Here is a 17,009-nt window from a genome sequence, read left to right on the forward strand (position 1 = left end):
GCTTTCCTGTTGTGTCCGGCTATTTGTCCGGGCTGTCGATGGTCAGTGTCTGCGGCGCGGTGGTGCTGCTGGGCAGAGGCCCGCTGCGACCGACCCACTCACCGGCGGTCGGCTGACCGGCACGGGAGATGCGCGCAACCAGTTGGACTTCGGGGAAGTTCGACAGTTTCAATTGCGGCATCATTGCGTCGGCATCGCCCAGTTCGACGGTCACCGGCAGGTCGGCGACGGTCAGACGCTTGGCCGCCAGCGGCGCCAGTGGGCCCGAGGTGGCGCGGGCAAAAATGAACACGCTGTCGCCCGGTTGCACCTTGCCCTTGAGTTCGCTGGCCAGATCGACGCTGACCTTCAGCAATGCAGTTTTCGCCACTGGCGCCTGAGCCACCTTGCCGCCGTTGGCTTCAAGTTTCTCCGTCGCTCGCGCGATACCGCCCTGCAGGGCTTCGCGGGATTTGTCATTCGGCGGCAGTTGCGCCAGCAGACGGTTCCAGTAGTCGATGGCTTCCTGATAACGCTCGCCTTCGAACGCGGCGATGCCCAGCAGGCCGAGACTGGTGACTTCTTTCGGATCGGCTTTCAGTGCTTCATCGGTCAAGGCCTGAACCTTGTCCGACCATTTCTTGTTGTCGGCGAAGTATTGGGCCTGCGCCCACTGGCCGAGCAGTTCCGGCTGACGACCGGCGAGATTGACCGCGCGTTCGAACATCTTCGCCGCGTCCGCCGGGCGATCCTGAGCCATGTAGGTACGACCGAGGAAATACACGCCTTCAGCCGAATCCGGTTGCGCGGCGACTGCTCGCTCCAAACGCTGAGTCATCTCTTCCATCGACTGCGGTGCCTGGGCGAACTCCCGGGTCAGCTCGACCTTGTCGCTCGCGCCAAAGTGCAGGTACAGACCGAGGCCCAACACCGGCACCAGCACCGCTGCCAGCAATGGCAAAGGCTTGCCCAGACGCGAAACCCGCGCCGGCGCCACACCTTCGGTGTCAGCCAGCAGTTCACGGGCTGCTTCGGCACGGCCGCTGTCCATTTGCGCAGCATCGAGCACACCTTCAGCCTGCTGCAATTGCAGCTCGGCGACGCGTTCCTGATACAGAGCGACGTTGAGAGCAGTTCGATCCTCTTCACGCTGGGCGCGACGTTCGCGCAGGACGGGGATCAGCAGAAAACTCAGGGCGACCAGAAGCAACAGCCCTGCGGCAAGCCAGAAATCAATCATTCTTGGTTTTTATCCAACAGTTGGTCGAGGCGCTGACGCTCTTCAGGGGACAGCGATTGCGGCGTCTCGGCGGGTTGCCCGCGACGACGGCGGACGATCACGGCGATGACGACAAAACCGCCCAGCAACAGTCCCGCAGGGCCAAACCACAGCAGCGCGGTCTTGGCATTGAGCGCCGGTTTGTAGCGCACGAAATCACCGTAGCGGTCGACCATGAAGTCGATGATCTGCTGATTGTCCTTGCCCTCGCCGAGCATGCGGAAAATCTCTTTGCGCAGGTCGGCGGCAATCGGCGCGTTGGAATCGGCGATGTCCTGGTTCTGGCACTTGGGGCAGCGCAGTTCCTTGGTCAGTTCGCGAAAACGCTCGCGATCGCCTTCTTTGGCGAACTCGTAGGTATCGATGGCGGCGTGGGCCACACCGGCCAGGCTCAAGCCCAACACCATGGCCGCTAAAAAGCGCTTCATGGCTTGGCCTCATCGACCAGCGCCTGATACTTGGCCGCCAGTTTTTCCCGCCAGACCTGCTCGTCGATCACGCCGACGTACTTGTCGCGGATGATGCCCTTGGCGTCGATGAAGAAGGTTTCCGGTGCGCCGTAGACACCCAGATTCAAGCCCAGCGAGCCCTCATCGTCACGGATGTCCAGTTGATAAGGGTTGTGGAACTCGGCCAGCCACTTCAACGCATCGGCGTTGGTGTCCTTGTAGTTGATCCCGTAGATCACCACGCCGCGCTCGGCGAGTTTGTTCAGCACCGGGTGCTCGACCCGGCAGGAAATGCACCAGGTGCCCCAGACGTTGACCAGTGCCGGTTTGCCGAGGATGTCAGCCTTGGTCAGAGTCTTGTCGCCCTGCACCGCCGGCAGGGAAAACTCCGGAAACGGTTTGCCGATCATCGCCGACGGCAGTTCCGCCGGATCCAGGTACAGACCGCGATAAAGGAATACGGCCACCAGCAGGAAAATCGCCAATGGCACCAGCATCAACCAACGTCTCATGCAGCGGCTCCTTCCATGCCCAGCGCTTCACGCACTTTGGCTTTGACCTTCACTCGATAACGCCGATCCAGCGCCGCCAGCAAACCACCGAAACCGGTCAGCAGGCCGCCGAACCAGATCCAGCGCACGAACGGTTTGACGTGAACCCGCACCGCCCAGGCGCCGTCACCCAGCGGTTCACCCAAGGCGACGTAGAGGTCACGAGTGAAACCGGCGTCGATCCCGGCCTCGGTCATCACCGAGTTCTGCACGGTGTACAGGCGTTTTTCCGGGTGCAGCACGCTGACTTCCTGACCGTTGCGGATCACCCGGACGGTGCCCTTGTCGGAGGTGAAGTTCGGGCCTTCGAAGTGCCTGGCGCCCTCGAACACGAACTGATAACCGGCCAGATCCATCGACTCGCCCGGTGCCAGGCGCAGGTCACGCTCGGCACTGTTCTGGCTCGACAACACCACGCCCAGCGCGCAGACGGCGATACCCAAGTGCGCGATCTGCATGCCCCAGTAGCTGCGGGTCAGGGTCGGCAGGCCTCTGATCAGACCCTTGTGGCGGGTCTTGTCGAAGATGTCGCGCACACCGGCCAGCAACACCCAGGCCGCGAGCAGGAACGTCGCGATCACCGCCCAGTTGAAATCGCCATAAGCGACACCGGCCACCACCGCCAGCGCCACGCTGCCCAGCAGCACCGGCGTCAGCATGCTGACCAGCCATTTCACCGGGGTGTCTTTCCAGCGCACGATCACGCCGATAGCCATCACCAGCATCAACAGCGCCATCAACGGAATGAACAGCGCGTTGAAGTACGGCGGGCCGACCGACAGTTTGGCGCCGCTGATCGCATCAAGAATCAGCGGGTACAGCGTGCCGAGCAGGATCATCGACGCCGCCACCACCAGCACCAGGTTGTTACCCAGCAACAGGGTTTCCCGCGACCACAGGTTGAAGCCGACCTGACTCTTGACCACTGGCGCCCGCAGCGCAAACAGGGTCAGCGAGCCGCCGACCACGAACAGCAGGAAGATCAGGATGAACACGCCGCGCTCAGGATCGGAGGCAAACGCGTGCACCGAGGTCAGCACGCCGGAACGCACCAGGAACGTACCGAGCAGGCTCAGGGAGAATGCGGCAATCGCCAGCAACACCGTCCAGCTCTTGAACACGCCACGTTTCTCGGTGACCGCCAGCGAGTGAATCAGCGCCGTGCCCACCAGCCATGGCATGAACGAGGCGTTTTCCACCGGGTCCCAGAACCACCAGCCGCCCCAGCCGAGTTCGTAGTAGGCCCACCACGAACCGAGGGTGATGCCGATGCCGAGGAAGGCCCAGGCAACAATCGTCCACGGACGCGACCAGCGTGCCCACGCCGCATCGAGACGACCGCCGAGCAGTGCGGCGATGGCAAACGCGAAGGCCACGGAGAAACCGACGTAGCCCATGTAGAGCATCGGCGGATGCACGATCAGGCCGATGTCCTGCAACAACGGATTGAGGTCACGACCGTCGGCCGGGATCTGCGGCAGGATCCGCGAAAACGGGTTCGAGGTCAGAATCAGGAACAGCAGAAAACCGGTGCTGATCATGCCCATCACCGCCAGCACGCGGGCGAGCATGACTTGCGGCAGTTGCCGGGAGAACACCGACACCGCGAAGGTCCAGCCGCCCAGGATCAACGCCCACAGCAGCAGCGACCCTTCGTGGGCACCCCACACCGCGCTGAACTTGTAGTACCACGGCAGCGCGCTGTTGGAGTTCATCGCGACGTAGGCCACGGAGAAATCGTCGGTCATGAAGGCGTAGGTCAGGCAACCGAAGGCGAACAGCAGGAACGCGAATTGCCCCCACGCGGCCGGTTGGGCCAAGCCCATCCACAGACGATCGCCGCGCCAGGCACCGAGCAACGGCACCACGGCCTGCACCAGCGCGAAACACAGCGCGAGGATCATGGCCAGATGGCCCAACTCAGGAATGAAAATGCTGGATGTCATCGATCAACCCTCCTTCGCAGGGGTTGGCGCGGATTGACCGCTGTCCTTCAGGGCTTTGGTCACTTCCGGCGGCATGTATTTCTCGTCGTGCTTGGCCAGCACTTCATCGGCGACCACCACGCCGTCGGCGTTGAGCTTGCCCAGTGCGACGATGCCCTGCCCTTCGCGGAACAGATCCGGCAGGATTCCACGGTAGGTGATGGTCACGGACTTGTTGAAGTCAGTGACCACGAATTTGACGTCCAGCGAATCCGTGGAGCGTTGCAGCGAGCCCTTCTCGACCATGCCGCCGGCGCGGATGCGGGTGTCCTGCGGCGCTTCGCCGTTGGCGATCTGGGTCGGGGTGTAAAACAGGTTGATGTTCTGCTGCAGGGCGCTCAGGGCCAGGCCGACGGCAGCGCCGACCCCGACCAGAATTGCCAGGATGATGATCAGACGTTTTTTACGCAGCGGATTCACTTGCCGTTCTCCCGGCGCAGACGACGCGCCTCTTGTTGCAGATAACGCTTGCGGGCCGCGATCGGCGCCGCCACGTTGAGGATCAGTACCGCCAGACAGATGCCGTAGGCCGACCAGACGTACAGGCCATGATGGCCCATGGCGAGGAAGTCGCCGAATGACGCGAAACTCATCGAGCGGCCTCCAGGCTGTTCTGCACTTCTTCTTTCACCCAACTGGCGCGGGCTTCGCGCTTGAGCACTTCAAGGCGCATGCGCAGCAACAGCACGGCGCCGAAGAAACAGTAGAAACCCAGCACCGTCAGCAGCAGCGGCAGCCACATTTCGACGGGCATCGCCGGTTTTTCGGTGAGGGTGAAGGTCGCGCCCTGGTGCAGGGTATTCCACCACTCCACCGAGTATTTGATGATCGGGATGTTGATCACACCGACGATGGCCAGCACCGCGCAAGCCTTGGCGGCGCTGTCGCGATTGCTGATGGCGTTGCCCAGGGCGATCACACCGAAGTACAGAAACAGCAGAATCAGCATCGAGGTCAGGCGTGCGTCCCAGACCCACCAAGAACCCCAGGTCGGCTTGCCCCAGATCGCCCCGGTGACCAGCGCCACGGCGGTCATCCACGCGCCAATCGGTGCGGCGCATTGCAGGGCCACGTCGGCCAGTTTCATCTTCCACACCAGCCCGACCACCCCGCACACCGCCAGCATCACGTAGATCGACTGAGCGAGCATCGCGGCGGGTACGTGGATATAGATGATGCGGAAGCTGTTGCCTTGCTGATAGTCCGGCGGCGCGAAGGCCAGGCCCCAGATGACGCCAACGCAGATCAGCAACAACGCTGCAATGCTCAACCACGGCAGCAACTTGCTGCTGATGCCGTAGAACCACTTGGGCGAGCCGAGCTTGTGAAACCAGGTCCAGTTCATACTGTTTCCATCACGGGTGCCGCTCATCGGTGTGAGCAGTCTCAGGGTCTTTGCTGGTTAAATTTTAACCAGACCTCATTATTCGCCGACGCTGATCTTCAGGCCAGCCGCTATTGCAAAAGGTGTCAGGGTTATCGCCAGGGCGGTCAGGCTACCGAGCCACAACAGATAACCAAGCGCCGGCATGCCCTGCAAAGCCGCCTGCAAGGCGCCACTGCCGAGGATCAACACCGGGATGTACAACGGCAGAATCAGCAGCGCCAGCAGCAGGCCACCGCGTTTCAGACCGACCGTCAGCGCCGCGCCCACCGCGCCGAGCAAGCTCAGCACCGGTGTTCCCAGCAACAACGAGAGCAGCAATACCGGCAGACACGCAGCCGGCAACCCGAGCATCAACGCCAGTAACGGCGAGAGCAAAACCAGTGCCAGCCCGGAAAAAAGCCAGTGTGCCAGCACCTTGGCCAATACCAGAAGTGGCAGGGGGTGCGGCGAAAGGACCCACTGTTCAAGGGAGCCATCTTCGAAATCACTGCGGAAAAGCCCGTCCAGCGAGAGCAGGACCGACAACAGTGCCGCCACCCAGACTAACCCCGGGGACAAGTTTTGCAATACTTGAGTTTCCGGACCGACGGCCAGCGGGAACAGCGCGATGACGATGGCGAAGAAAATCAGCGGATTGGCCAGCTCCGCCGGGCGGCGGAACAGCAGTCGGGATTCACGGGCAACCAGCAGGCCGAACACACTCATACTGCCCAGTTCCCCAGATCGATGTCGCGATAACCGGCCGGCATCCGGCTCAGCGTGTGGTGCGTGGTGAGCACCACCAGGCCTCCCCGTTCGCAGTGCCCGGCCAGGTGTTCTTCAAGCTGTGCCACGCCCTGCTTGTCCAGTGCGGTGAACGGTTCGTCGAGAATCCACAACGACGGGCTGTCCAGATACAACCGCGCCAGCGCCACACGGCGCTGCTGGCCGGCGGACAGGCTGTGGCAGGGAACATCCTCGAAACCGCGCAATCCAACCGCCGCCAAGGCCTGCCAGATCACGTCGCGTTCGGCGGGTTGATGCAGGGCGCAGAGCCAGGCGAGATTTTCTTCCGGGGTGAGCAAGTCCTTGATCCCGGCAGCATGGCCGATCCACAGCAGGTTGCGCGCCAGTTCGCTGCGTTGCTCGCCCAGTGGCTTGCCGTTGAGCAATACCTGGCCATCGGTCGGCTGCATCAGACCGGCCAGCAAACGCAGCAAACTGGTCTTGCCGCTGCCGTTGGGGCCGCTGATTTGCACCATATCGCCACTGGCCAGTCTCAATTCGAGATTGTCGAAGAGCAGTCTGAGATCACGTTCACACGCGAGGGCGACGGTTTGCAGGACAGGACTGGTCAAGGGATCACGGGCCTTATACGGTTCAAGTCGGCTCTGGCGCGGCCGTTAAAGAGTTGCAGCATAAATGCAATGACGGCTCAATCCAGAGAGCTGCGTCAAACAATTGCTATGTTTTTTGAACGAATGGAAGGACGGGCGGCATTATACATGGCGTCCCCCGCTCTCCCGAGTGCATTTTCCTCAGGTTGTGTCCGCGTATGACAGGCGAAATGAACATCCTCCCGCTCCCGCCCACCACCCCGGCGACCGTTCGCCCGCAGGTGGGTGAGCTGCTGAAGTTGCTGACGCCGGTCGACGGGCTGATTGCCGCCGGCCAGAGCGCCAAGGCCGAGGTGTTGTCACTCAAGCAGGCGGATCAAACCTTTCAGTTGCTGCTCAAGGTGACACTGGACAGCGGCCGTCAGACCACCGTGCAGGCGACCAGCAATCTGCCGCTGCCTCAAGGCACCAGCCTGGCGATCACCCAGCCGTCGGCGGGCAATCTGGCGATCACCGTGCAACAGGCCATCGCCAGCAGCGTCGCCACCCTCACCCGCATCGACACTGCGCAACTGCCGGTCGGCACGCTGCTGCAAGGCAAGGTGCTGACGGCTCAGGTCTTGCCGAAGGTGCCGGGGCAACCGACGGTTTACCGCTCGATGGTCAGCCTGCTCAACACCGCGTTGAGTGGCAGCACCCTCAGCATCGACAGCCCGCAACCGCTGCGCATCGGCACCCTGCTGTCGGCGCTGGTGCAGGACTCGCAGACCCTGAAGTTCCTGCCGCTGAGCAATCGCCAGGAACAACTGGCGGTCAGTCAGCAACTGGTCAGTCAGCAAAGCCGTCAGGGTTCCCTCGACGGCTTGCTGAAAATGCTCCAGAGCCTGCCCCCCGCCACCGATCAGACGTCCCAGGACTTGCGCACCGCCGTGGACAAGCTGCTCGCCAATCTGCCGGACGTGCAGCAACTGAGCACGCCAAAAGGTCTGGCCCAGGCGCTGGCCAACAGCGGCGTGTTCCTCGAAACCAAGCTGTTAACCGGGCAGACCCCGTCGCTGGCCCCGGACCTGAAAGCCGATCTGCTCAAGCTGATCGCCCAGATCACACCCGGCCTGCCCGGCAACACCAATCTGAATGCGATCATCGCCGCCAACACGCTGGCCCAGGCGCTACCGAGCTTCGTGCGCAACGCCCTCGGCATGCTCGGTCAGGTCAGTGCGAAACCGGTGCCGAGCAGTTTCCCGTTGCCCGACCGGCTGCTGCAAAGCCTGGAAGGTGAAGGCGATCTGGAACATTTGCTACGCCTCGCTGCCGCTGCCGTGTCGCGCCTGCAAAGCCATCAGCTGTCGAGCCTGGAACAGACCGGCGTGACCGACGACGGCCGTCTGCTCAGCACCTGGCAACTGGAAATCCCGATGCGCAACCTACAGGACATCGTGCCGTTGCAGGTCAAGTTCCAGCGCGAAGAAGCGCCGGAGAAACAGCAAGCGAACGAGCAGCGCCGCGATGAGCGCGAACCGAAGCAGCAACTGTGGCGCGTCGATCTGGCGTTCGACATGGAACCACTGGGGCCGATGCAGATTCAGGCGCAATTGATCAGCGGCAGCCTATCGAGCCAGTTGTGGGCCGAGCGGCCGTACACCGCGAGCCTGATCGAAAGCAACCTGACCGCCCTGCGCCAGCGTCTGCTGGATTCCGGGCTGAACGTCGGCGATCTCGACTGCCACCTCGGCACCCCGCCGCAAGGCATCCAAACCCGCCTCGAACACCGCTGGGTCGATGAAACCGCATGAATGACACCACCGCTCCACGCCAGGCCATCGCCCTCAAATACGACGGCAGCCACGCCCCGACTCTCACCGCCAAGGGCGATGAAGAACTGGCCGAAGAAATCCTGCGCATCGCCCGCGACTGTGAAGTGCCGATCTACGAAAACGCCGAGCTGGTGAAGTTGCTGGCGCGGATGGAACTGGGCGACAGCATCCCCGAAGAGCTGTACCGCACGATCGCCGAGATCATCGCGTTTGCCTGGAACCTAAAGGGCAAGTTCCCGGCGGGACAGGACCCGGATGCACCGATGGTCGAGAAGGACATCACCGAACGCGGTGACGATTACTAAGGGCAAAAAAAATCGCAGTCATAAACTGCGATTTTTTTGATTTTACTTGCCGCTCGAAGCTCGAAACTCTCAGCTGCTTCTATGCAGCTTGCGCATCAACTCCGCCTCAGCCTGGGTCAACCCGCAGGACTGGGTCAGCTCATCGACACTCGCGCCCATTCCCACCAGTTTCGCCGCCTGGGCGAATGACAGGCTGGAAGGATCACGCTGTTCGAGCTGGGAAAGCTTGTCCGGAATCGGACTGACTACCGCGCGCAGCTCGTGCAGGGCTTCGCCCATGCGCACGTTGCCGTTCTGGTAATCGTCGACACGTTTGGCCAGGTCCCTGATGCGCTGATCACGCAGCGCATCGCCCTGGGCCTGTTGCGCAGCGATCACCCGCTGCGCCTTGATGTACGCCAGAAACATCGCCAGCGTGCCTGCCCAGAACAGGAACAGGACAATGACCGCTACCTCGAGAATCAATCAGATGTTCTCCAGTTCCGACCACTCTTCTTCGCTCATCATCTTGTCCAGCTCGACCAGGATCAGCAACTCGTTGTTCTTGTTGCACACGCCCTGGATGAACTTGGCCGACTCTTCGTTACCGACGTTCGGTGCGGTCTCGATTTCCGACTGACGCAGGTAAACCACTTCAGCCACGCTGTCGACCATGATGCCCACGACTTGCTTGTCGGCTTCGATGATGACAATACGGGTGTTGTCGCTGATCTCACCGCTCATCAGGCCGAAGCGCTGACGGGTGTCGATCACGGTCACCACGTTGCCGCGCAGGTTGATGATGCCCAGCACGTAGCTTGGCGCACCCGGAACCGGAGCGATCTCGGTGTAGCGCAGGACTTCCTGAACGCGCATCACGTTGATGCCGTAGGTTTCGTTGTCCAGCTTGAAGGTCACCCATTGCAGGATCGGATCTTCGGAACCCTTTGCCGCCGTAGCCTTGTCGTTCATACCCTAGCCCCTCGAAAAACCGCGCCTGGCGGTGTGTGTTTCGTTCGCCGGCATTTGAATGCCGGTACTGTCGTTATGTCGGTTTGTGGTTCGGCTTACTGCCGGACATGTGCTTTGCCCCACCGCTGGCGATCAACTCGGCCAGTGCGGAAACATCGAGCAAGGCGCACATGTGTTCAATCACCGTGCCGGCGAGCCATGGCCGCTGACCCCGGTGACTTCTCCATTTGATTTCATTCGGGTCCAGGCGCAACGAGCGACTGACCTGATGCACTGCCAGGCCCCACTCGTAACCCTGCACCGAAATCACGTATTGCAGGCCCTGACGGAAATCGTCGCGATAACGGTCCGGCATGACCCAGCGTGCGGTGTCCAGCACCTTCAGATTCCCGGCCTGGCTTGGCAGGATGCCGAGGAACCATTCCGGCTGACCGAACAGCGGTGTCAGCTCATGGCCGGCCAGCGAATAGATCGAGCCGAGGCACACCAGCGGCACTGCCAACGTCAGGCCGGCCACGTCGAACAGCAGGCATTCGAACGCTTCCGAAGCCCAGGCGGGACGGCCGTCGGTTTCCACCGGTGGCGGCGTGTTGCTCGGCGGCAGATGCACTTCCACCAGCGGCGCAACCCGGGTTGGTTCGACCGGGGCTGGCGCAGGCACTTCGGGCTCGGGCTCTGGCACTGCCGGAACCGCAGGTGATTGCAAAAGTTGAGTTTGCAGCAGCGGTGCCAGGGTCGAGACCACGCGCACCGGCTCAGGCTCTTTGATCAGGGTCGCGGGCGCTTTGGCCACCACAGCGGCAGGCGCTGCAACCGGGGCGATCGGCCGGGCGGCTTTTTGCGCATCCCGGGCCTGCTCTTCAAGCACGGCGGCCTGGAATTCATCGAGCGCCGCAGCGGACTCGACCACCTCGACCGACGCCACGACGGGTTGCTCGACCTCGTCCGTCACTTCCTGCAGCAAGCCGTCCAGATAGGACTGCAGCGCCAGTTGCGGCTTGGACGTCAGCTTGATCGGCCGATTCATGCTCAAGCCACCTGCGGAACGAGTTGCTGCGCCAGCAGATGCTTGAGCAGCGCGCGGTAAGCCAGCACACCACGGCTCTTGCCGTCGAACTGCGAAGGCGTGACACCGGCACGGCTGGCGTCGCGCAGACGGGTATCGACCGGGATGTAACCCTGCCAGATCTCGTCGGGGAATTTGTCGCGCAGTACGCGCAAGGTGCCCATCGAGGCCTGGGTGCGGCGGTCGAACAGGGTCGGCACGATACTGAACGGCAGCGCCTGTTTGCGCGAGCGGTTGATCATCGCCAGGGTGTTGACCATGCGCTCCAGGCCTTTGACGGCCAGGTGCTCGGTCTGCACCGGGATCACCAGTTGCTGGCTCGCGGCCAGGGCGTTGACCATCAGCACGCCGAGCAAAGGCGGGCTGTCGATGATTGCGTAATCGAAGTCCTGCCACAGCTGCGCCAGACTCTTGGCGATCACCAGACCCAGCCCGCTCTGCCCCGGTGATTGGCGTTCGAGGGTGGCCAGCGCGGTGCTCGACGGCAACAGGGAAATGCGTTCGTCGCTGGTCGACAGCAGCAGTTGGCCGGGCAGGCCTTGCGGCACCCCGCCCTTGTGCAGAAACAGGTCGTAGTTGCTGTGTTCCAGGCTGTCAGGGTCGTAACCGAAATAGCTGGTCATCGAGCCGTGCGGGTCGAGATCGACCACGACCACGCGCTTGCCCGCCTCTGCCAGCAACCCGGCTAAAGCGATGGAAGAAGTGGTTTTACCAACACCACCCTTTTGATTGGCGACTGCCCAGACTCTCATTCGGATCGTTCCTCCCGGCCGGAATATTCGGCCGAGACATGGTTCAGCGTATTAATGCGGGCGACGGAGAATTGACGGCACTCTCGCGTCCCGGCGTCTTGACCGGGGTCGGTGCAGTTTGTGTGCCAGCACGCTTCAACGCGGCATCCGGTTGCGCATGGGCGGTTCCGGTGCCGGTCAGGCTGCGGCGCACATCGAGATTGCGCGACACCACCAGCACCACACGACGGTTCTTCGCCCGGCCTTCGGCGGTGGCGTTGTTGGCCACCGGCTGGAATTCGCCGTAGCCCACTGAGGCCAGGCGGCCAGGGTTTACGCCCTGCATCGCCAGCATGCGCACGATGCTCGCCGAACGCGCCGAGGACAGTTCCCAGTTGGTCGGATACTGCGCGGTGCGGATCGGTTGATCGTCGGTGAAGCCTTCGACGTGGATCGGGTTGTCGAACGGTTTGAGAATCGCTGCGACCTTGTCGATGATGTTGAACGCGATGTCGCTCGGCATCGCATCTCCGCTGCCGAACAACAGGCTGGAGTTGAGTTCGATCTCGACCCACAGCTCGTTGCCGCGCACGGTCATCTGGTTCGACGAGATCAGGTCGCCGAACGCGGCGCTGATGTCATCGGCGATGCTTTTCAGCGGATCGCTGGCCCCGGCAATGCCGGCATCAACCTGTTCGGCGTCCTTGACCAGCGGCTTGGCCGGGGTCACGGTCTTCGGTCGCTCTTCACCGATCGGGATCGGCTTGAGTGCGCGGTCGGAGTCGGTGAAAACTCCGATCAGCGCTTCGGAGATAATCTTGTACTTGCCTTCGTTGATCGACGAGATGGAGTACATCACCACGAAAAAGGCAAAGAGCAGGGTGATGAAGTCGGCGTAGGAAACCAGCCAACGTTCATGGTTTACGTGCTCTTCATGCTGGCGACGACGTGCCATGAGGTCAGTCCCTTAATCCATGAAGCCCTGGAGCTTCAACTCGATGGAGCGTGGGTTTTCACCTTCAGCGATCGACAAAATACCTTCCAACAACATTTCGCGATAACGCGATTGCCGCAACGCGATTGACTTCAGTTTGGCGGCAACCGGCAACAGCACCAGGTTGGCACTGGCCACACCATAAATGGTGGCGACGAATGCCACGGCGATACCGTTGCCCAGTTGCGACGGATCGGCCAGGTTGCCCATCACGTGGATCAGGCCCATCACCGCACCGATGATGCCGATGGTCGGCGCGTAGCCGCCCATGCTTTCAAACACTTTGGCCGCTTCGACATCGCGGGCTTCCTGAGTGTAGAAATCCACTTCGAGGATGCTGCGGATCGCTTCCGGCTCGGCGCCGTCGACCAGCAGTTGCAGGCCCTTGCGCGAGTAGGCATCGGGCTCGGCATCCGCCACGCCTTCCAGACCCAGCAGGCCTTCCTTGCGCGCGGTGAGGCTCCAGTTGACCACGCGGTCGATGCCGCCGGCCAGGTCCACACGCGGCGGGAAAAAGATCCAGGCCAGAATCTGCATGGCGCGCTTGAACGCGCTCATCGGCGATTGCAGCAGCGCGGCACCGATGGTGCCACCGAGCACGATCAGCGCCGCCGGGCCGTTGGCCAGCGCGCCGAGGTGACCACCTTCAAGGTAGTTGCCGCCGATGATGGCGACGAACGCCATGATGATCCCGATAAGGCTTAGAACATCCATCAGACGCACGCCTCGACGATGTGCTTGCCGATATCGTCCAGGCTGTACACCGCGTCGGCGAGGTCAGCCTTGACGATGGCCATCGGCATGCCGTAGATCACGCAACTGGCTTCGTCCTGGGCCCAGACCGTGCTGCCGCCCTGCTTGAGCAGACGTGCGCCTTCACGGCCGTCGGCGCCCATGCCGGTCAGTACGACCGCCAGAACTTTGTCACTGTAGGACTTGGCTGCAGAACCGAAGGTGATGTCCACGCACGGCTTGTAGTTCAGACGCTCGTCGCCCGGCAGGATTTTCACCGCGCCACGGCCGTCGATCATCATCTGCTTGCCACCCGGCGCCAGCAGCGCCAGGCCCGGACGCAGGATGTCGCCATCCTCGGCTTCCTTGACGCTGATGCGGCACAGTTTGTCCAGGCGTTCGGCGAAGGCCTTGGTGAAGGCCGCCGGCATGTGCTGGATCAGCACGATCGGCGCCGGGAAGCTGGCCGGCAACTGGGTCAGGACCCGTTGCAGGGCTACCGGGCCGCCGGTCGATGTACCAATCGCCACGAGCTTGTAGTTTTTGCGTTTCGGGGCCGGCGACGAAGCGCTGGCCGCTGGCGCGCGAGTCGGTGCAGGCGCAGGTGCCGGACGGGCCGGAGCGCTGTGGCTGCCAAAGCTCGAAGGCGCTGGCGCAGGAGTCGGCGCAGGTGCAGCGGCAGGTGCCGGCGCACTGTAGGCACTGAAACGACGGTTGCTGCGCGAGATGCTGTGCACCTTCTCGCACAGCAGTTGCTTGACCTTCTCCGGGTTGCGGGAGATGTCTTCGAAATTCTTCGGCAGGAAATCCACCGCGCCGGCATCCAGCGCATCCAGGGTGACCCGGGCGCCTTCGTGTGTCAGCGAGGAGAACATCAACACCGGGGTCGGGCAGCGCTGCATGATGTGCCGCACCGCCGTGATGCCATCCATCATCGGCATCTCGTAGTCCATGGTGATCACGTCCGGCTTGAGGGCCAGGGCCTGATCGATCGCCTCTTTACCGTTGGTTGCCGTGCCGACAACCTGGATGCTCGGATCCGCTGAAAGAATTTCCGAGACGCGGCGGCGGAAAAAACCCGAATCGTCCACCACCAGGACTTTGACTGCCATAAACACTCCATTAGGTGCAGCGGGACGTTGTCGCCCCGCCGCCCCGGATTCAAATACGCCGTGCGGCGTAACGCTTGAGCATGCTCGGAACATCGAGAATCAGTGCAATGCGGCCGTCACCGGTGATGGTGGCGCCGGACATGCCCGGAGTTCCCTGGAGCATCTTGCCCAATGGCTTGATGACCACTTCTTCCTGGCCGACCAGTTGATCGACGACGAAGCCGATCCGCTGGGTGCCCACCGAAAGGATCACCACATGGCCTTCACGCTGCTCTTCGTGAGCGGCGGAGCTGACCAGCCAGCGCTTGAGGTAGAACAATGGCAGCGCCTTGTCCCGCACGATCACCACTTCCTGGCCATCCACCACGTTGGTGGTCGACAGGTCGAGGTGGAAGATTTCGTTGACGTTCACCAGCGGGAACGCGAATGCCTGGTTGCCGAGCATCACCATCAGGGTCGGCATGATCGCCAGCGTCAGCGGCACCTTGATGACGATCTTCGAGCCCTGGCCCTTGGTCGAGTAGATGTTGATCGAACCGTTGAGCTGGGAAATCTTGGTCTTCACCACGTCCATGCCGACACCGCGGCCGGACACGTCGGAGATCTCGGTCTTGGTCGAGAAACCCGGGGCGAAAATCAGGTTGTAGCACTCGGTGTCGCTCAGGCGATCGGCGGCATCCTTGTCCATCACACCGCGTTTCACGGCGATGGCGCGCAGGACGTTCGGGTCCATGCCCTTGCCGTCGTCGGAGATCGACAGCAGGATGTGGTCGCCTTCCTGCTCGGCCGCCAGGATCACCTTGCCGCCACGGGCCTTGCCCGAGGCTTCGCGTTCTTCCGGCGACTCGATGCCGTGGTCGACGGCGTTGCGCACCAAGTGGACCAGCGGGTCGGCCAATGCCTCGACGAGGTTCTTGTCGAGATCGGTCTCTTCACCCACCAGTTCCAGGTTGATCTCTTTCTTGAGCTGGCGTGCCAGATCGCGAACCAGACGCGGGAAGCGACCGAAGACTTTCTTGATCGGCTGCATCCGGGTCTTCATCACCGCGGTCTGCAAGTCGGCGGTGACCACGTCGAGGTTCGACACGGCCTTCTGCATCGACTCGTCGCCGCTGTTCAGGCCCAGGCGCACCAGACGGTTACGCACCAGCACCAGCTCGCCGACCATGTTCATGATTTCGTCGAGACGTGCGGTGTCCACACGCACGGTGGTCTCGGCTTCAGTCGTCGGTTTTTCCGGTGGCGGCGTCGCCGGTGCACGGGCCGGAGCCGGTGCCGCAGCGGCTGGCTTGGCCGGTTCGGCTTTCGGCTCAGGTGTTTTTGCAGCAGGTTTTGCCGCAGCGGCCGGGGCCTTCGCAGCTGGCGCTGCAACAGCAGAAGCATTGCCGGCAGTCACGACAGCACCGGTGGCGACGTCAGTGAACTTGCCTTTGCCATGCAGATCGTCGAGCAGCGATTCGAACTCGTGGTCGGTGATCAGATCGCTACCGGCCGCCGCCGCTGCCGGGGCAGATGTCGCAGGGACCGCAGCAATCGCCGACTCCAGCGCATCGACGGCAAAGTTGCCCTTGCCGTGCAACTGATCGAGCAAGGCTTCGAATTCGTCGTCGGTGATGTCCGAGCTGTCGCCCGCCGCCGGAGCAGCAGGTGCAGCGGCCGCCGGTGCCACGGCGTCGGCCGCGAACTGGCCCTTGCCGTGCAACTGATCGAGCAGCGACTCGAACTCGGCGTCGGTGATTTCATCGCTGGCCGCTTCACCGGAAGCTGGCGCAGCGGCAGCCGCCGGGGCTTCGGCTTCGGCCTTGACGGCGTTCAGCGAGTCCAGCAACTGCTCAAATTCGTTATCGGTGATGTCACCCGAATCGCCTTCGACGACCAGTTCTTCGATCATCTCGGCAACGGGCGAAGCCGGAGCTTCATCCGCCGATTGCGGTTCGGCCAGACGCGCCAGGGCGGCCAGCAGTTCCGGGGTGGCGGCAGTGATCGGGCTGCGATCGCGGACTTCGCTGAACATGCTGTTCACCGCGTCCAGCGCTTCGAGCACCACGTCCATCAGTTCTGCATCTACGCGACGCTCACCCTTGCGCAGGATGTCGAACACGTTTTCGGCGATGTGACAGCACTCCACCAGCTCGTTGAGCTGAAGGAAGCCGGCGCCCCCTTTTACAGTGTGGAAACCGCGAAAAATTGCGTTGAGCAGATCTGCGTCATCCGGGCGGCTTTCCAGCTCGACCAGTTGTTCGGACAGTTGCTCAAGAATCTCGCCGGCCTCAACCAGGAAATCCTGAAGGATCTCTTCATCGGCGCCGAAGCTCATTAATGGGGTGCTCCTACAGGTCTAAAAACCCAAAAAACCTA

19 protein-coding genes are annotated in these 17,009 nt (G+C 62.3%); 2 read left to right on the plus strand and 17 right to left on the minus strand.

Going from position 1 to position 17,009, the window contains the following annotated elements:
- Positions 1 to 19 precede the first annotated feature (19 nt).
- The 9 genes from ccmI to ccmA form a co-directional block, all read right to left on the minus strand.
- A complete protein-coding gene (gene ccmI, locus QLG12_RS17790; RefSeq protein WP_282474997.1) occupies positions 20 to 1,219 on the minus strand; it encodes a c-type cytochrome biogenesis protein CcmI in 1,200 nt (399 codons plus the stop codon).
- Positions 1,216 to 1,686 (minus strand): cytochrome c-type biogenesis protein, encoded by a 471-nt coding sequence (locus tag QLG12_RS17795; protein ID WP_197869618.1) that lies wholly within the window; start codon positions 1,684 to 1,686, stop codon positions 1,216 to 1,218. The genes ccmI and QLG12_RS17795 overlap by 4 nt, the downstream gene beginning before the upstream one ends.
- On the minus strand, positions 1,683 to 2,219 hold the full coding sequence (locus QLG12_RS17800) for a DsbE family thiol:disulfide interchange protein (protein WP_011333088.1): 537 nt from the start codon (positions 2,217 to 2,219) through the stop codon (positions 1,683 to 1,685). Before QLG12_RS17800 ends, QLG12_RS17795 begins: the two co-directional genes overlap by 4 nt.
- Complete coding sequence (locus QLG12_RS17805) at positions 2,216 to 4,204, minus strand: heme lyase CcmF/NrfE family subunit (protein ID WP_282474998.1); 1,989 nt, start codon at positions 4,202 to 4,204, stop codon at positions 2,216 to 2,218. The genes QLG12_RS17800 and QLG12_RS17805 overlap by 4 nt, the downstream gene beginning before the upstream one ends.
- Before the next feature lie 3 nt (positions 4,205 to 4,207).
- On the minus strand, positions 4,208 to 4,663 hold the full coding sequence (gene ccmE, locus QLG12_RS17810; protein WP_011333086.1) for a cytochrome c maturation protein CcmE: 456 nt from the start codon (positions 4,661 to 4,663) through the stop codon (positions 4,208 to 4,210).
- Entirely contained in the window at positions 4,660 to 4,836 is a 177-nt protein-coding gene (gene ccmD / locus QLG12_RS17815) for a heme exporter protein CcmD (protein WP_011333085.1), read from the minus strand. The genes ccmE and ccmD overlap by 4 nt, the downstream gene beginning before the upstream one ends.
- A complete protein-coding gene (gene ccmC, locus QLG12_RS17820) occupies positions 4,833 to 5,588 on the minus strand; it encodes a heme ABC transporter permease CcmC (protein ID WP_236193792.1) in 756 nt (251 codons plus the stop codon). Before ccmC ends, ccmD begins: the two co-directional genes overlap by 4 nt.
- A 78-nt stretch (positions 5,589 to 5,666) precedes the next feature.
- The gene (ccmB, locus tag QLG12_RS17825; RefSeq protein ID WP_011333083.1) at positions 5,667 to 6,335 is read right to left on the minus strand and encodes a heme exporter protein CcmB; all 669 of its coding nucleotides are present in this window, start codon (positions 6,333 to 6,335) and stop codon (positions 5,667 to 5,669) included.
- Positions 6,332 to 6,967 (minus strand): cytochrome c biogenesis heme-transporting ATPase CcmA, encoded by a 636-nt coding sequence (gene ccmA / locus QLG12_RS17830; protein WP_282474999.1) that lies wholly within the window; start codon positions 6,965 to 6,967, stop codon positions 6,332 to 6,334. Before ccmA ends, ccmB begins: the two co-directional genes overlap by 4 nt.
- 197 nt (positions 6,968 to 7,164) lie before the next feature.
- Here ccmA and QLG12_RS17835 point away from each other — a divergent pair, with 197 nt between their 5' ends.
- Positions 7,165 to 8,739: a flagellar hook-length control protein FliK gene (locus QLG12_RS17835; protein WP_282475000.1), complete on the plus strand. Its 1,575-nt coding sequence runs from the start codon at positions 7,165 to 7,167 to the stop codon at positions 8,737 to 8,739.
- Positions 8,736 to 9,065: an EscU/YscU/HrcU family type III secretion system export apparatus switch protein gene (locus QLG12_RS17840; RefSeq protein WP_197869622.1), complete on the plus strand. Its 330-nt coding sequence runs from the start codon at positions 8,736 to 8,738 to the stop codon at positions 9,063 to 9,065. The genes QLG12_RS17835 and QLG12_RS17840 overlap by 4 nt, the downstream gene beginning before the upstream one ends.
- A 69-nt stretch (positions 9,066 to 9,134) precedes the next feature.
- Here the strand turns inward: QLG12_RS17840 and QLG12_RS17845 are convergent, their stop codons facing one another.
- From QLG12_RS17845 to QLG12_RS17880, 8 genes are all read right to left on the minus strand, one after another.
- Positions 9,135 to 9,530 carry a DUF2802 domain-containing protein gene (locus QLG12_RS17845; RefSeq protein WP_197869623.1) on the minus strand — a complete coding sequence of 132 codons (396 nt, stop codon included), beginning with the start codon at positions 9,528 to 9,530 and terminating at the stop codon, positions 9,135 to 9,137.
- Entirely contained in the window at positions 9,531 to 10,016 is a 486-nt protein-coding gene (locus tag QLG12_RS17850; protein ID WP_007959223.1) for a chemotaxis protein CheW, read from the minus strand. It abuts the gene before it with no gap.
- Positions 10,017 to 10,089: 73 nt separating this feature from the next.
- On the minus strand, positions 10,090 to 11,043 hold the full coding sequence (locus QLG12_RS17855; protein WP_282475001.1) for a CheW domain-containing protein: 954 nt from the start codon (positions 11,041 to 11,043) through the stop codon (positions 10,090 to 10,092).
- Positions 11,044 to 11,045: 2 nt separating this feature from the next.
- Entirely contained in the window at positions 11,046 to 11,834 is a 789-nt protein-coding gene (locus QLG12_RS17860; RefSeq protein ID WP_011333076.1) for a ParA family protein, read from the minus strand.
- A 43-nt stretch (positions 11,835 to 11,877) separates the two neighbouring features.
- Positions 11,878 to 12,768, minus strand: a complete 891-nt coding sequence (gene motD, locus QLG12_RS17865) for a flagellar motor protein MotD (protein WP_011333075.1) — start codon at positions 12,766 to 12,768, stop codon at positions 11,878 to 11,880.
- Between the two features lie 12 nt (positions 12,769 to 12,780).
- Complete coding sequence (locus QLG12_RS17870) at positions 12,781 to 13,521, minus strand: flagellar motor protein (RefSeq protein ID WP_064384022.1); 741 nt, start codon at positions 13,519 to 13,521, stop codon at positions 12,781 to 12,783.
- The gene (locus QLG12_RS17875; protein ID WP_197869625.1) at positions 13,521 to 14,651 is read right to left on the minus strand and encodes a chemotaxis response regulator protein-glutamate methylesterase; all 1,131 of its coding nucleotides are present in this window, start codon (positions 14,649 to 14,651) and stop codon (positions 13,521 to 13,523) included. Before QLG12_RS17875 ends, QLG12_RS17870 begins: the two co-directional genes overlap by 1 nt.
- A gap of 49 nt (positions 14,652 to 14,700) precedes the next feature.
- Complete coding sequence (locus QLG12_RS17880) at positions 14,701 to 16,968, minus strand: chemotaxis protein CheA (protein ID WP_282475002.1); 2,268 nt, start codon at positions 16,966 to 16,968, stop codon at positions 14,701 to 14,703.
- Positions 16,969 to 17,009 lie beyond the last annotated feature (41 nt).

The organism is Pseudomonas sp. V88_4 (genome assembly GCF_029967985.1).
GTDB lineage: Bacteria > Pseudomonadota > Gammaproteobacteria > Pseudomonadales > Pseudomonadaceae > Aquipseudomonas > Aquipseudomonas glycinae.

What these genes read in the sequence shown, in the direction of transcription:
- ccmI (WP_282474997.1), bottom strand. Translation starts at nt 1,219, where the DNA reads ATGATTGATTTCTGGCTTGCCGCAGGGCTGTTGCTTCTGGTCGCCCTG.
- QLG12_RS17795 (WP_197869618.1), bottom strand. Translation starts at nt 1,686, where the DNA reads ATGAAGCGCTTTTTAGCGGCCATGGTGTTGGGCTTGAGCCTGGCCGGT.
- QLG12_RS17800 (WP_011333088.1), bottom strand. Translation starts at nt 2,219, where the DNA reads ATGAGACGTTGGTTGATGCTGGTGCCATTGGCGATTTTCCTGCTGGTG.
- QLG12_RS17805 (WP_282474998.1), bottom strand. Translation starts at nt 4,204, where the DNA reads ATGACATCCAGCATTTTCATTCCTGAGTTGGGCCATCTGGCCATGATC.
- ccmD (WP_011333085.1), bottom strand. Translation starts at nt 4,836, where the DNA reads ATGAGTTTCGCGTCATTCGGCGACTTCCTCGCCATGGGCCATCATGGC.
- ccmC (WP_236193792.1), bottom strand. Translation starts at nt 5,588, where the DNA reads ATGAACTGGACCTGGTTTCACAAGCTCGGCTCGCCCAAGTGGTTCTAC.
- ccmB (WP_011333083.1), bottom strand. Translation starts at nt 6,335, where the DNA reads ATGAGTGTGTTCGGCCTGCTGGTTGCCCGTGAATCCCGACTGCTGTTC.
- QLG12_RS17835 (WP_282475000.1), top strand. Translation starts at nt 7,165, where the DNA reads ATGACAGGCGAAATGAACATCCTCCCGCTCCCGCCCACCACCCCGGCG.
- QLG12_RS17840 (WP_197869622.1), top strand. Translation starts at nt 8,736, where the DNA reads ATGAATGACACCACCGCTCCACGCCAGGCCATCGCCCTCAAATACGAC.
- QLG12_RS17850 (WP_007959223.1), bottom strand. Translation starts at nt 10,016, where the DNA reads ATGAACGACAAGGCTACGGCGGCAAAGGGTTCCGAAGATCCGATCCTG.
- QLG12_RS17855 (WP_282475001.1), bottom strand. Translation starts at nt 11,043, where the DNA reads ATGAATCGGCCGATCAAGCTGACGTCCAAGCCGCAACTGGCGCTGCAG.
- QLG12_RS17860 (WP_011333076.1), bottom strand. Translation starts at nt 11,834, where the DNA reads ATGAGAGTCTGGGCAGTCGCCAATCAAAAGGGTGGTGTTGGTAAAACC.
- motD (WP_011333075.1), bottom strand. Translation starts at nt 12,768, where the DNA reads ATGGCACGTCGTCGCCAGCATGAAGAGCACGTAAACCATGAACGTTGG.
- QLG12_RS17870 (WP_064384022.1), bottom strand. Translation starts at nt 13,521, where the DNA reads ATGGATGTTCTAAGCCTTATCGGGATCATCATGGCGTTCGTCGCCATC.
- QLG12_RS17875 (WP_197869625.1), bottom strand. Translation starts at nt 14,651, where the DNA reads ATGGCAGTCAAAGTCCTGGTGGTGGACGATTCGGGTTTTTTCCGCCGC.
- QLG12_RS17880 (WP_282475002.1), bottom strand. Translation starts at nt 16,968, where the DNA reads ATGAGCTTCGGCGCCGATGAAGAGATCCTTCAGGATTTCCTGGTTGAG.